Source organism: Pseudomonas sp. Y39-6 (assembly GCF_023651955.1).
Classification (GTDB): Bacteria; Pseudomonadota; Gammaproteobacteria; order Pseudomonadales; family Pseudomonadaceae; genus Aquipseudomonas; species Aquipseudomonas veronii.
The window spans coordinates 2,406,610-2,419,719 of sequence record NZ_CP069594.1; the positions used below are offsets into that span (position 1 = coordinate 2,406,610).

The window sequence follows — 13,110 nt, forward strand, 5'->3', positions numbered from 1 at the left end:
GTGCGCGCCCTCTAATAAGACCTCCTTCCAGCCTGCACACCGGCAGTCATGCCGGTGCGGGCATGCCTGTATTTTGTTTTTTGCTTGAGGTAACCATGATTAACGCAGTCATCGCCGCGGTCGGCACCATGCTGGTGCTCAGCTTGTCCCGCGTGCATGTGGTCATCGCCATCATCGTCGGCGCCCTGGTGGGCGGGCTGACCGGTGGCCTGGGCATCGACGCCACGCTCCAGGCCTTCAACGGTGGGCTGGGTGGTGGCGCGACAGTGGCTTTGTCCTACGCATTGCTCGGCGCTTTCGCGGTGGCGATTGCCAAGTCCGGCCTGGCCCATGCCCTGGCGGACAAGGCGCTGCTGCTGGTCGATCGCCAGGAAGCCAGCGGCGGCAGCCATGTCAAATGGCTACTGATCGGCCTGCTGTGGGTGGTGGCGATCGCCTCGCAAAACATCCTGCCGATTCATATCGCGTTTATCCCGCTGCTGGTGCCGCCGTTGCTGTACGTGCTGACCAAACTGCAACTGGACCGTCGCCTGATCGCCTGCGTGATGACCTTCGGTTTGATCACGCCCTACATGTTCCTGCCGGTGGGCTTCGGCAACATCTTTCTCAACCAGATCCTGCTGGCCAACGTGGCCAAGAGCGGCGTGGATATCAGCCAGGTCAATGTGACCCACGCCATGGGCCTGCCGGCGCTGGGCATGGTGGTCGGCCTGCTGGTGGCGGTGTTTGTCAGCTACCGTAAAAAGCGCGTGTACGACCTGGAGAAAATCGAGCGGGTCGAACAGGTCGCGGTGCAATACAACCCATTGACCCTGCTGGTGGCCGGCCTGGCGATCGCCTCGGCGTTCATCATTCAGTTGTGGTTGGACTCGATGATCATCGGCGCCCTGGCCGGGTTTTTGATTTTCTCGGTATCGGGCATTGTGCGCTGGCGCGAGACCGACGACCTGTTCACCGAAGGCATGAAGATGATGGCGATGATCGGTTTCATCATGATTGCCGCTTCAGGCTTCGCCGAAGTGCTCAAGGCCACCGGTGACGTGCGCTCGCTGGTGGAAACGTCGGCGGCGTTCATCGGCCATAGCCGTGGGATCGGGGCGTTGCTGATGTTGCTGGTGGGGCTGCTGGTGACCATGGGCATCGGTTCGTCGTTTTCCACGGTGCCGATCCTGGCCGCGATTTTCGTGCCGCTGTGTGTGCAACTGGGCTTCAGCCCGCTGGCCATTGTGTGCATCGTCGGCACGGCCGGCGCCTTGGGCGATGCCGGTTCGCCAGCGTCGGACTCGACCCTGGGCCCGACCTCCGGCCTGAATATCGACGGCCAGCACCACCATATCTGGGACACCGTGGTGCCGACGTTCCTGCATTACAACATCCCGCTGCTGGTGTTCGGCTGGGTGGCGGCGATGACGCTCTGACGGGGTCGTCCTACAGAATCTGCGCAACTGGCCGTTAACCTCTTAAGCCGCCACTAATAAGAGAGAAAAGCCATGCGTCTGAGCCTGAAGGTCAAAGTCCTGTGCCTGGCCATAGTGCCGGTGCTGCTGTTTGCGTTGGTGATCAGCCTGACCACGGTGTGGATCCTCAAGGGGCAAGCGCGCAACGAGGTGGATGAGACCCGCCAGCACTTGCTCGACGCCGCCAAGGCCACTCTGCAGAGTTATGTGGAAGTGGCCATGACCACCATCAAGCCGCTCTACGACGCCGCCGCCCCGGGCGATACGGCGGCGCGTGCCGAGGTGGTCAAGCTGCTGTCCAATACCAGCTACGGCAAGGATGGCTACTTCTTCGGCTACGACTCCGAAACCATCCGCCTGTTCAAGGGCAACAGCCCGGACGGCGTGGGCAAGAGCTTCAAGGACAACCGCGACCCGAATGGCGTCTACGTCAACCGCGACCTGGTCAAGGTCGGCAAGGACGGCACCCACTACCTGCAATACAGCTCGACCCAGCCCGGCCAGACCGAACTGGTGCCCAAGCTTGGCTACACCGAATACCTGCCCAAGTGGGACATGGTATTCGGCACCTCGGTCAACCTGGATGGCATCGATGCCCAGGTGGCGGTGGTCGAGGCCAAGGTCAAGAAACGCATGGAGGGCGTATTGCTGAGTATCTTCGGCGTGGCCGTGCTGGTGCTGCTGGTGATTGCGGCGGCGGGCATGATCCTGGCCAATACCATCCTGCGTCCGCTGCACCTGATGAAAGCCAACCTCGACGATATCGCTGCCGGTGAGGGCGACCTGACGCGGCGCCTGGCTATCACCAGCCAGGACGAACTGGGCGATCTGGCCGGGGCCTTCAACCGGTTTGTCGAAAAGATCCACGGTTTGGTGCGCCAGATCACCGAAATGACCGCGCAACTCACCGGGCTGGTGGGCCAGGTGTCCGACCAGGCGCAGCGTTCGGAGCAGGCCATGGAGCGTCAGCGTCACGAGACCGACCAGGTGGCCACCGCGATCAATCAAATGTCTTCCGCCGCCCAGGAGGTTGCGCGCAGCGCCCAAGGCGCTTCCGTGGCTGCGCAACAGACCGACGCCGAGGGCCAGGCTGCCAAGCGCGTGGTGGACGGCAGCATCGCGCAGATCCATGCGCTGGTGAACGATATCCGCAGCAGCGGCGTGTCCCTCGACAGCTTGCAGCAGGATGTGTCGTCGATTGTCAGCGTGCTCGGCGTTATCCGCTCGATTGCCGAGCAGACCAACCTGTTGGCCCTTAACGCCGCGATCGAAGCGGCGCGGGCGGGGGAGGCCGGTCGCGGCTTTGCCGTGGTCGCCGACGAAGTGCGTGCCCTGGCCAGTCGTACCCAGACCAGCACCCAGGAGATCCAGGGCATGATCGATCGCCTGCAAAAAGGCACCGTCGCCGCCGTGGAGGCCATGCGCCGCTCCAGCGATGCCGGGGACGGCACCTCGGCCCAAGCCAACGAAGCCGGGGCGTCGCTGGACACCATGGCGCAGTTGATCGGCACCATCAACTCGATGAATGCGCAAATTGCCAGCGCCGCCGAAGAACAGACCGCGGTCGCCGAAGAGATCAACCGCAGCGTGCATCAGATTGCCGTGGCGGTCGACAGCGTGGCCGATGAAACCCAGTTGGGCGCCCAGACGTCGCGCAGCCTGGCCGACCTCGGCCAGCGCTTGGGCCAACTGGTGGCCCAGTTCAGGATCTGAGGGGGGTTACTCGACGTCGCGCATCAACAGGCCGAAACGCAGATCCATCTGCGCCGGCAAGGGCACATACACCGTGTGCCCATCCCCCGGCGCCACCTCGATGGCTTCGCCCTTGGCGTTGTGCAGGGTGGCCAGGTCGAAGTGAAAGTTGCCGGCGGGGGTCATCAGTTCCAGGTGATTGCCCACCGCAAAGCGGTTCTTCACCTTGACCTCCGCCAGCTCGCCCCGGCGCTCGCCGGTCAATTCGCCGACGAACTGCTGACGTTCCGACACCGAACTGCCGTTCTGGTAGTTCTGGTACTCGTCGTGTACATGGCGACGCAGGAAACCTTCGGTGTAGCCGCGTTGGGCCAGTGACTCCAGGTTGGTCATCAGGTTGCGGTCAAATTCGCGACCGGCCACGGCGTCATCGATGGCCTGGCGATACACCTGGGTGGTGCGCGCGCAGTAGAAGTGGGACTTGGTGCGGCCTTCGATCTTCAACGAATGCACGCCCATGCGGGTCAGGCGCTCCACATGCTGCACCGCGCGCAGGTCCTTGGCGTTCATGATGTAGGTGCCGTGCTCGTCTTCGAAGGCGGGCATCTGTTCATCCGGGCGGTTGGCCTCCTGCAACAGGAACACCTGATCGGTCGGCGCGCCAATGCCCAGTGTGGGTTCCGGCTGATATTCCTGGACGATATCGCCGGTGGCGTTTTCCACCGCCGGCGTGGCCTGGTATTTCCAGCGGCAGGCGTTGGTGCAGGTGCCTTGGTTGGCGTCGCGCTTGTTCATATAGCCGGAGAGCAGGCAGCGCCCGGAATAGGCCATGCACAACGCGCCATGGACAAACACTTCCAGCTCCATGGCCGGCACTTGCTCGCGGATTTCGCCGATCTCTTCCAAGGACAATTCCCGCGACAGGATCACCCGGCAGATGCCCTGCTGTTGCCAGAATTCCACACTGGCCCAGTTCACGGTATTGGCCTGCACCGACAAGTGGATGGGCATCATCGGGAAGTGGCGACGCACCAGCATGATCAGCCCGGGGTCGGACATGATCAACGCATCCGGGCCCATGGCGATCACCGGGGCCAGGTCCTTGAGGAAGGTCTTCAGCTTGGCGTTGTGCGGCGCGATGTTGACCACCACGTAGAAACGCTTGCCCAGTGCATGGGCTTCCTCGATGCCCAGGGCCAGGTTGGCGTGGTCGAATTCGTTGTTGCGCACGCGCAGGCTGTAGCGCGGCTGGCCGGCGTATACCGCATCGGCGCCGTAGGCGAAGGCGTAGCGCATGTTTTTCAGGGTGCCGGCGGGGGCGAGCAGTTCGGGTGCAAGGACGAGAGACATGGGGAGTGGGGCCCAAAAGGCCGCGAGCGTAGCCGAACGCGTATAGGGATTTATTGATCCAGGTCTACGCTTGCTGCAACAAAAAAGGCACTCCCGGGATTTGCGACGGACTAAGCACGTGGACGCAAGCGCGCGCCCGGCTTTTTGACCTGGATCGGACATGAATCAAACCAATCTGCAATTCAAGACTCTGCTGTTACTGCTGGCCCTGGTGACCGTTGCCTTTATCTGGATATTGCTGCCGTTTTACGGCGCGGTGTTCTGGGCGGTCATCCTGGGCATCATCTTTGCCCCGATGCAGCGGCGCCTGCAGGTGAAATCAGGCTGGAACCGCAACCTGACCTCCCTGGCCACCCTGACGGTGTGCCTGGTGATTGCGATTCTGCCGGTGATCATCACCAGCGCCTTGCTGGTGCAGGAGGGGGCCACGCTGTACAAAAATGTCGAAAGCGGCAAGCTGGACGTGGCCGGGTATATCGAACAGTTCAAGAACTTCCTGCCACCTTATTTTCAGCACCTTCTGGACCGCTTCGGCATGGGCAACCTGGAAAGCCTGCGCGAGAAAATCGTCAAGAGTGCGATGCAGGGCAGCCAGTTCTTCGCCAGTCAGGCGTTCAGCTTTGGCCAGGGCACGTTCGATTTCCTGGTGAGTTTTTTCATCATGCTGTATCTGCTGTTTTTCCTGCTGCGTGACGGCCCGGAGCTGGTGCGAAAAGTCCGCACGGCGGTGCCGCTGGCCGAGCCGCAAAAGCGCCGCCTGCAACTCAAGTTCAACCGCGTGGTGCGCGCCACGGTCAAGGGCAACGTGTTGGTTGCCGTGACCCAAGGCGCGTTGGGCGGTTTGATCTTCTGGTTTCTGGACATTCCCAGCGCGTTGCTCTGGGCGGTGCTGATGGCGTTTTTGTCGCTGCTGCCGGCGGTGGGCGCGGGGATCGTGTGGGGGCCGGTGGCGGCCTACTTCCTGCTGAGTGGGGCGATCTGGCAAGGCGTGGTGCTGAGCCTGTTCGGTGTGTTCGTCATCGGCCTGGTGGATAACGTGCTGCGCCCGATCCTGGTGGGCAAGGACACCAAGATGCCGGACTACCTGATTCTGATCTCGACCCTGGGCGGCCTGTCGGTGTTCGGCCTCAACGGCTTTGTGATCGGGCCGCTGGTGGCGGCGTTGTTCATGTCCAGCTGGGCGTTGTTTGTCGAAAGCAAGCCGCGGCTCAAGTTGCCGTTGCCCTAGGCCTCAGGCGCGCAGCCTGAAGGTTGCCGCTTGTTGCTCGGCAGCCGATAACGACGTGAGCGGGCCGCTGACGGGTTCGCCATCGTGCATCAGGTACCAGCAGGCGAGTACACCCAGCTTGCGCAGGGGGGCAGGAACGGCGCTGCCGATGACGGACATGATCTGAATAGTGGGCATATGGACCTCCAATCGCTATGAGGGTCACCTTACGGGGTGCCAGCGTCGAGGAAAAATCACCCGGCTTGATAGTCGACATCAACGCCAGGCGTCACTCCACCACTTGATCGAGCATGTGTACCACTTCTTGCTCATTGAGCAGGCCTTTGCGCACCAGGCTTTCGGTCAGCAGTGCGAGGAATTTTGCGCTGCGGTGGCCTTCCAGGTGCTTGAGTTCGGTCAGTGCGCTGTAGACCTTGCTGGACGTACAGAGTCCGGCTACGTGGTGTGGGTTTTGCGTGGGCATGGTCAGCCGTCCTTGTTGTTATCGGGTTCAGAGGTGGGATAGTGAAAGTGAGTCGTGACACAAACATGACAGCGCGAGACCCGGTCGGGCAAGTAGACTTTCGGCTTCGATGATGTGGGATTACGACTCGGCCATTGTCCTTATAACGACCTTGGTACGATCAATCCGCGCGAGGTGCGATAAAACGCCATGCAAAAAAAGGCCCCGCGGGTGGGCGAGGCCGGTTCAGGCAGATCGGTTCAAGCTTACCAACCGCGACCATAGTAGCCGTGGGGGTGGCCGTAATAGCCACGCGGTGGCCCGTAATACACCGGCGCCGGGCGGTAATAGACTTCTTGTTGCACATACACCGGCGGCGGTGGTGCGTAGTACACAGGCGGCGGTGCGGCGTAAACCGGTTGCGGTTGCACATACACCGGCTGCTGCACATAGACTTCACGCGGTTGGCTGGCAACCACGGAGCCTACGACGGCGGCGCCGACTAACGCACCCAAGACGGCCGGACCACCCCATCCACCACCGTGGGCGGAGGCTTGGCCTGCCATAGCGAGTGCACCGATAAGCAAGGCGATCTTGGGGATTTTACGAATCATGGTCATTCCTCGGTTAGCCCCTGCGCTTGTGGCCTGCAATCAATTGGCTCAAGTAATGTCGCGGGGATACTTTTAAGACAACGTATTTCTGAAAAACAGCACGGCCGATTGGTAAAGATTGTGTAAGGTCTGTACCGATTTGCTTACTTCAAGGAGTTACCCATGCAGATGCACCCCAACAAGGATACCCAACTGTGCATGTCACTGTCGGCGCGTCCCGGGAATTTCGGCCTGCGATTTCATAACCATTTGTATGAACAACTGGGTCTGAATTTCTACTATAAAGCCTTCAGCAGCCAGGATTTAGCCGGCGCGATCGGCGGTATCCGGGCGTTGGGGATTCGCGGTTGCGGGGTGTCGATGCCGTTCAAGGAGGCCAGTATTGCCCTGGTGGACGAACTGGACAGTTCGGTCAAAGCCATCGCGTCCCTGAACACCATCGTCAACACGGCCGGCCATCTCAAGGCCTACAACACCGACTACATCGCCATCGCGCAACTGTTGAAAAAGCATGCAGTGCCGACAGATTCGACCTTTGCCCTGCGCGGCAGCGGCGGCATGGCCAAAGCCGTGGCCAGCGCCCTGCGCGACGGCGGGTATGCCAATGGCGTGATCGTGGCGCGTAACGAAGCGGCGGGCAGGGCGCTGGCGCAGAGCCTGGGTTATCAATGGCAGGCGCAACTGGGCGATCTGCGCCCGCAGATGTTGATCAACGTCACGCCGATCGGCATGACCGGCGGGGCCGAGGCCGATCAGTTGGCTTTCGAGGCTGACGCGGTGGACCAGGCGCAGACTGTGTTCGATGTGGTGGCGATACCGGCGGAAACACCGTTGATCGTGCGCGCACGTGCCCAAGGCAAGCGCGTGATCACCGGGCTGGAAGTGATCGCGATCCAGGCGCTGGAGCAGTTTGTGTTGTACACCGGGGTGCGGCCGACCCAGGAGCAGTTCGAAAACGCCGTCGCGTTTGCGCGAGGCTGAACAGTGCGGCCAATCACCTGTAGGAGCAGGCAAGCCGGCTCCTACAGGGGGTTGAGCGTGTCAGGCCTGTTCCAGCTGTGCCAGCCGTTCTTCGAGCGCGGCAATCCGCGCTTCCAGCTCTTCGACGCGCTCGACTGAGACCCCGCCGGCCCCGCGTTCCACCGGGTTGCCGCGCGCCGCGATAATCGCCTCGATATCCGCCGGGTCGCCCAGCGCGTGGGTATAGCGATCCTCGCGTTGCCCCGCCTGGCGCGGCACCAGCACGGCCAGTCCCCGCGCAATCAGGCGTTCCAACTGGTGTACGACCTGGTCGGCGTCTTCGAAGTCATGCATGCGCCCGCTGCGGGTCAGCAGTTCGTTGACCGTCTGCGGCCCACGCAGAAACAGCAGCCCGGTCAGGATCACCTGGGCCGGCACCAATTCCAGGGCCTTGTCGACCCGGTGTTCCCAGCGGTCGGCGCGGCTGCCCATGACCAGGCGGGTGAAACCCTGGCCTTCCAGCACGCGCAGGCTTTGGCCGACCTGGCCTTGACTGAGGTTCATCACCGGCTCGCGGCTGGTCTTCTGGTTGCACGCCAGCACCAGCGCGTTGAGGGTCAGGGGGTAGGTTTCCGGGTTGGTCGCCTGTTTTTCGATCAGGCAGCCCAGGATGCGGATTTCCGTGCTGTTCAGGCGCGGCTCAGGGGTGTCGATATCGTGTTCAGCGGTCATCGCGCTTTCCCTATGCAGTGAACGCACTAGCCTAATCCCGAAAAAATAAAAGACAAGCGGCCGGCATGGCTATAATCGCAGCTGGTTCCAACCCAGCCCTTACCGATGAGACTGTCATGACTATTTCCCTGTACGCCGCTTCCGTCCCAGTCTTCAAGCAAATGCTCACCGCCCTGAGCGGTGTGCTGGACAAAGCCGAAGCCCACGCCACCGCGAAGAACATCGAACCCAACGCCTTGCTGCAAGCGCGCCTGTTCCCGGACATGTTCCAACTGGTGCGCCAGGTGCAGATCGCCGTCGACTTCGCCAAGGGCGTTTCCGCGCGCCTGGCCGAGATCGAAGTGCCGAAATACGAAGACAACGAAGTGACCTTCGCCGACCTGCAAGCGCTGATCGCCAAGGTCCTGGCGTTTATGGACAGCATCAAGCCCGAGCAAATCGACGGCAAAGAAGGCATCGAGATCATCACTCGCCCAGGCACGCCGAAAGAGAAGCGCTTCAGCGGCCAGTCCTACCTGCTGACCTACGGCCTGCCGCAGTTCTTCTTCCACGTCACCACCGCTTACGCACTGCTGCGTCACAACGGTGTGGAAGTGGGCAAGCGTGATTACATGGGCGCTTTCTGAATAACCGTGTGCTGAGCGCATAAAATAACAAAGCCCGGGGTCGTTCCGCTGTGAACGGCCCCGGGCTTTTTTGCGAGCGCTGTTTAAACCGGCTGCTCTTCCTTGCCCAGGCACGCCGCCGCAGTAAACAGCACATCGGTGGACGAGTTGAGCGCGGTTTCCGCCGAGTCCTGCAACACACCGATGATGAAACCTACGGCCACCACCTGCATGGCGATATCGCTGGAGATGCCGAACAGGCTGCACGCCAGCGGGATCAGCAGTAGCGAACCGCCGGCCACGCCCGACGCACCGCACGCGCAAATGGCGGCGACCACGCTGAGCAGCACGGCGGTGGGCAGGTCTACGATGATGCCCAGGGTGTGTACGGCGGCCAGGGTCAACACGGTGATGGTGATCGCCGCACCCGCCATGTTGATGGTGGCGCCCAGCGGGATCGACACCGAGTAGGTGTCTTCATGCAGGCCCAGGCGTTTGCTCAACGCCAGGTTCACCGGAATGTTCGCTGCCGAACTGCGGGTGAAGAATGCCGTGATGCCGCTTTCGCGCAGGCACATCAATACCAGCGGGTAGGGGTTGCGGCGCAGTTTCCAGAATACGATGGCCGGGTTGACCACCAGCGCCACGAACAGCATGCAGCCGATCAGCACCACCAACAGGTGGGCGTAGCCGAGCAGGGCGCCGAAGCCGGAGGTGGCCAGGGTCGAGGCCACCAGGCCGAAAATCCCCAGGGGCGCGAAGCGGATCACCACGCGCACGATCAAGGTCACGCCGTTGGACAGGTCATCGAGCACCGTGCGAGTGGTTTCGCCGGCATGGCGAATCGCGATGCCCATGCCGATGGCCCAGGCCAGAATGCCGATAAAGTTGGCGTTCATCAGCGCGCTCACCGGGTTGTCCACCACGCTCAGCAACAGGCTCTGCAACACCTCGCCGATGCCGCCGGGGGCGCTCACGGTGGCGTCGTGGGTGGCGAGCACCAGCGGCGAGGGAAACAGCGTGCTGGCGATCACTGCAACCACGGCGGCCGCGAAGGTGCCCAGCAGGTAGAGGAACAGGATCGGCTTGATGTGGGTTTCCTGGCCGTGTTTGTGGTTGGCGATCGACGCCATCACCAGCACGAACACCAGGATCGGCGCCACGGCCTTCAGCGCGGTGACAAACACTTTGCCAATGAAACCGGTGGCCCTGGCGGCGTCGGGCAACACGAAGGCCAGCAGAATACCGGCGATCAGGCCGATGACGATTTGCGTGACCAGGCTGACGCGCGTGAGTCGTTGGAAAAGGGAAGGGGCAGCAGTCATAAACGGTTGTCTCTGGTTTTTTTAGTAGGACGCAGCATTGCAGGTGGAGCGCGCTGTAGGAAGCGGGCGCGGAGTCTATCATGCTGTAGGAAATGTCCCTGTTGATGCGGCATTCCGTCACCCATTTGCGGCCAATTCGCACAGATCCTGTTAATATCGCCGTCTCTCATCTTTCCTCTTCGTCAGCGGGCCTCCGGGCTTTCGTTGATGTTGTCGTTTCTGGAGTTTTCATGCTGTTTCCCATCCTGCTGCTGTCGGCCGCCGGTTTTACCGTGCTGACCACAGAATTCATTATCGTCGGCCTGTTGCCGTCGATTGCCCGGGACCTGAACGTCAGCGTGTCCCAGGCCGGCCTGCTGGTGACGCTGTTTGCGTTCACCGTGGCGGCGTTCGGCCCGTTTCTCACGGCCTACTGCGCGCGGTTCCAGCGCAAGCGCCTGTTTATCACGATTTTGATCATGTTCGCCGTGGCCAATGGCGTGGCGGCGCTGGCGCCGAATATCTGGGTGATGTCCCTGGCGCGCTTGATTCCGGCGTTGGGTTTGCCGGTGTTCTGGGCGCTGGCCAGTGAAACGGCGGTGGACATCGTCGGCCCGGCATACGCCGGTCGCGCCATCGAGAAGATCGGCTTCGGGATCGTCTGCGCCACCGTCTTCGGCATTCCGGTGGGCACGTTGATTTCCGATATGTTCGGCTGGCGCAGCGCGTTTGCGGTCCTCGCGGTGATTGCCTTGGCCAAGGCGCTGCTGCTGTTTGTCTACCTGCCGGTGACACAGGCGAAGAACGCGCAGGTGACGTTGCGCTCGCAATTCAAGCTGCTGCGCAGTCCATTGATGCAGGGGCATATCCTGCTGTCGATCCTGGTCTTCAGCGGCATGTTCACCGCCTACACCTACCTTGCCGACATCCTTGAGCGCCTGGCCGGCTTCGACGGCACGCTGGTCGGCTGGTGCCTGATGGGCTTTGGCGCGGTCGGGTTGATCGGCAACTCCCTGGGCGGCCGCGCGGTGGATCGCCACCCCTTGATTGCGTCGATGGTGTTCTGCGGGTTCATGATCGGCGGCATGGTCGCGTTGGTGCCGGCGATTCACTCCACCATCGGCCTGGCGGCGGCGATGGCCGTGTGGGGCGTGACCCAGGCGGCGATGTTCCTGGTCAGCCATGTGCGGCTGATGAAGGCTGCGCCGCATGCGCCGGCGTTTGCCGCGTCGCTGAATATTGCCGGTGGAAACCTCGGTATCGGTCTCGGCGCCTTGGTCGGTGGGCATGTGATCGACACCCTCGGCCTGGCCAGCCTGGGCCTGGCCGCGTCCGGGTTCATCCTGGTGTCGATGCTGCTGGCGCTGTGGCTGATGAGCGCCAAACCGCTGCCGACTGGCGCTTGAACCCTCAGGGCAGGGCGGTGAACAGTTCTCGCCTGGCGCCTTCGGTAATCGCCACGATGCCGGGGTGCTTGACCTTGCGTTCCACCGAAATCGCATAGAACGATTCGGTCACTGCCTCGGTCTGGCCAATCAGCGCGACGCCGTACTGGCGCACCACCTCATCGGCGATCACGCTGGGGGCGATAAAGATCCCGCTGCCGGATTGGCCGAATGCCTGCATCAAGGCACTGTCGTCGAACTCGCCGATGATCTTCGGTTGGATCTGTTGCTCGGCAAACCAGCGCAGCAAGCGGCTGCGCACCACGGTCTCCGCCCCCGGAATCAATAGCGGCGCGCCCTGCAAACACTGTGGGAAAACGCCGCGGTGTCGGTCAGCCAATGCTTGGGTAGCGAAAAAACTGATGCCGCATTCACCCAACTTCTGGCTGTAGCCTTTGATGTCCAGATGCGTGGGCATGGGGCTGTCGGAAATCACCAGGTCGAGGCGCTGGATCGCCAGGTCGGCGAGCAGGCGTTCGAGTTTGTCTTCGCGGCAGGTGATGCGGATCGGCTCGCTGAGCTCCATGGTCGGCGCGATCAGCCGGTAGACGATGGATTTGGGCACCACATCCGCCACCCCGACGCGAAACAGAATCTGCTGCTCATTCGGCTGGGCGCGCAACATCGCCTCCAACTCGTTGCCGGTCTGGAACATCTGCTCGGCATAGGGCAACGCCTGGCGCCCGGCTTCGGTCAGCTCGAGCTGACGGCCGACCCGCTGAAACAGGGCGATACCGAAGGTTTGCTCGAGCAGACTGATCTGCCCGCTGATGGTCTGAGGGGTGAGGTTCAGTTGCTCACAGGCGCGCACGATGCTGCCGGTCTTGGCCACCACCCAGAAGTAATGCAATTGTCGGTAATTGAGCATGCCGGCCTACACTTCGTTAAAACCGAAGTATACGCGAGAAAAATACGAATTTTCCTGAAGTGTTCCCCTGCATAGAATGCATCGCTATCGAGGGGTCACTGTTTGGACCCAATGGTTCTAATGAGGAAAACATCATGAAACTCAATTCCCTGGGCGCGGCATCGTTGCTTGCGCTTTCATTAGTAGTGGTCAGCGGTTGTGATCAGGTCGAAAAAAGCGCACAGCAAGTGATGGGCAAGGCCAGCGAATCGGCCAAGCAAGTGATCGATGACACCCACAAGGCCGCCGAGCAGGCATTGAGTGAAGCGACCCAAGGCCTGATCAGTCCGCAGAAAAAAGACGATCAGCCGCAAAACGAGTCTGAATCGACGCGTAAAGAAGCCTAATTTCCCAGCACAACGTCAGGATTGATC

Annotated in this window: 14 protein-coding genes; 7 read left to right on the forward strand and 7 right to left on the reverse strand. The window is 61.7% G+C overall.

Going from position 1 to position 13,110, the window contains the following annotated elements:
- The first annotated feature begins 98 nt into the window (after positions 1 to 98).
- Positions 99 to 1,418 carry a Na+/H+ antiporter family protein gene (locus tag JN756_RS11045; protein WP_164887027.1) on the forward strand — a complete coding sequence of 440 codons (1,320 nt, stop codon included), beginning with the start codon at positions 99 to 101 and terminating at the stop codon, positions 1,416 to 1,418.
- Between the two features lie 72 nt (positions 1,419 to 1,490).
- Positions 1,491 to 3,170 carry a methyl-accepting chemotaxis protein CtpM gene (ctpM, locus tag JN756_RS11050; protein ID WP_108525657.1) on the forward strand — a complete coding sequence of 560 codons (1,680 nt, stop codon included), beginning with the start codon at positions 1,491 to 1,493 and terminating at the stop codon, positions 3,168 to 3,170.
- 6 nt (positions 3,171 to 3,176) lie between these two features.
- Here ctpM and trhP read toward each other — a convergent pair whose 3' ends face one another.
- Positions 3,177 to 4,499: a prephenate-dependent tRNA uridine(34) hydroxylase TrhP gene (gene trhP, locus JN756_RS11055; RefSeq protein WP_046384037.1), complete on the reverse strand. Its 1,323-nt coding sequence runs from the start codon at positions 4,497 to 4,499 to the stop codon at positions 3,177 to 3,179.
- A 160-nt stretch (positions 4,500 to 4,659) separates the two neighbouring features.
- Between trhP and JN756_RS11060 the strand changes: the two genes are divergently transcribed.
- Complete coding sequence (locus JN756_RS11060) at positions 4,660 to 5,727, forward strand: AI-2E family transporter (RefSeq protein ID WP_017847019.1); 1,068 nt, start codon at positions 4,660 to 4,662, stop codon at positions 5,725 to 5,727.
- 3 nt (positions 5,728 to 5,730) lie between these two features.
- On the opposite strand, the gene JN756_RS11065 is transcribed toward JN756_RS11060, so the two are convergent.
- The 3 genes from JN756_RS11065 to JN756_RS11075 all read right to left on the reverse strand — a co-directional run bounded on the left by JN756_RS11065 (position 5,731) and on the right by JN756_RS11075 (position 6,789).
- Complete coding sequence (locus tag JN756_RS11065) at positions 5,731 to 5,904, reverse strand: hypothetical protein (protein ID WP_017847020.1); 174 nt, start codon at positions 5,902 to 5,904, stop codon at positions 5,731 to 5,733.
- Positions 5,905 to 5,995: 91 nt separating this feature from the next.
- Positions 5,996 to 6,190 (reverse strand): hypothetical protein, encoded by a 195-nt coding sequence (locus JN756_RS11070; RefSeq protein WP_017847021.1) that lies wholly within the window; start codon positions 6,188 to 6,190, stop codon positions 5,996 to 5,998.
- A 245-nt stretch (positions 6,191 to 6,435) separates the two neighbouring features.
- Positions 6,436 to 6,789: a hypothetical protein gene (locus JN756_RS11075; RefSeq protein ID WP_046384035.1), complete on the reverse strand. Its 354-nt coding sequence runs from the start codon at positions 6,787 to 6,789 to the stop codon at positions 6,436 to 6,438.
- 156 nt (positions 6,790 to 6,945) lie between these two features.
- Between JN756_RS11075 and JN756_RS11080 the strand changes: the two genes are divergently transcribed.
- Positions 6,946 to 7,764 (forward strand): shikimate 5-dehydrogenase, encoded by an 819-nt coding sequence (locus JN756_RS11080; RefSeq protein WP_017847023.1) that lies wholly within the window; start codon positions 6,946 to 6,948, stop codon positions 7,762 to 7,764.
- A gap of 60 nt (positions 7,765 to 7,824) precedes the next feature.
- Here the strand turns inward: JN756_RS11080 and JN756_RS11085 are convergent, their stop codons facing one another.
- Positions 7,825 to 8,475: a YceH family protein gene (locus JN756_RS11085; protein ID WP_079443295.1), complete on the reverse strand. Its 651-nt coding sequence runs from the start codon at positions 8,473 to 8,475 to the stop codon at positions 7,825 to 7,827.
- A 116-nt stretch (positions 8,476 to 8,591) separates the two neighbouring features.
- Between JN756_RS11085 and JN756_RS11090 the strand changes: the two genes are divergently transcribed.
- A complete protein-coding gene (locus tag JN756_RS11090; protein WP_017847025.1) occupies positions 8,592 to 9,101 on the forward strand; it encodes a DUF1993 domain-containing protein in 510 nt (169 codons plus the stop codon).
- A gap of 83 nt (positions 9,102 to 9,184) precedes the next feature.
- Here JN756_RS11090 and sstT read toward each other — a convergent pair whose 3' ends face one another.
- Positions 9,185 to 10,405, reverse strand: a complete 1,221-nt coding sequence (sstT, locus tag JN756_RS11095) for a serine/threonine transporter SstT (protein WP_201022102.1) — start codon at positions 10,403 to 10,405, stop codon at positions 9,185 to 9,187.
- Between the two features lie 230 nt (positions 10,406 to 10,635).
- Between sstT and JN756_RS11100 the strand changes: the two genes are divergently transcribed.
- Positions 10,636 to 11,790, forward strand: coding sequence for an MFS transporter (locus JN756_RS11100; protein WP_046483161.1), 1,155 nt, complete (start codon positions 10,636 to 10,638; stop codon positions 11,788 to 11,790).
- A 4-nt stretch (positions 11,791 to 11,794) separates the two neighbouring features.
- Here JN756_RS11100 and nhaR read toward each other — a convergent pair whose 3' ends face one another.
- Positions 11,795 to 12,697: a transcriptional activator NhaR gene (gene nhaR / locus JN756_RS11105; protein ID WP_017847030.1), complete on the reverse strand. Its 903-nt coding sequence runs from the start codon at positions 12,695 to 12,697 to the stop codon at positions 11,795 to 11,797.
- Positions 12,698 to 12,831: 134 nt separating this feature from the next.
- Between nhaR and JN756_RS11110 the strand changes: the two genes are divergently transcribed.
- Complete coding sequence (locus JN756_RS11110; protein WP_017847031.1) at positions 12,832 to 13,083, forward strand: hypothetical protein; 252 nt, start codon at positions 12,832 to 12,834, stop codon at positions 13,081 to 13,083.
- The last annotated feature ends 27 nt before the right edge of the window (positions 13,084 to 13,110 follow it).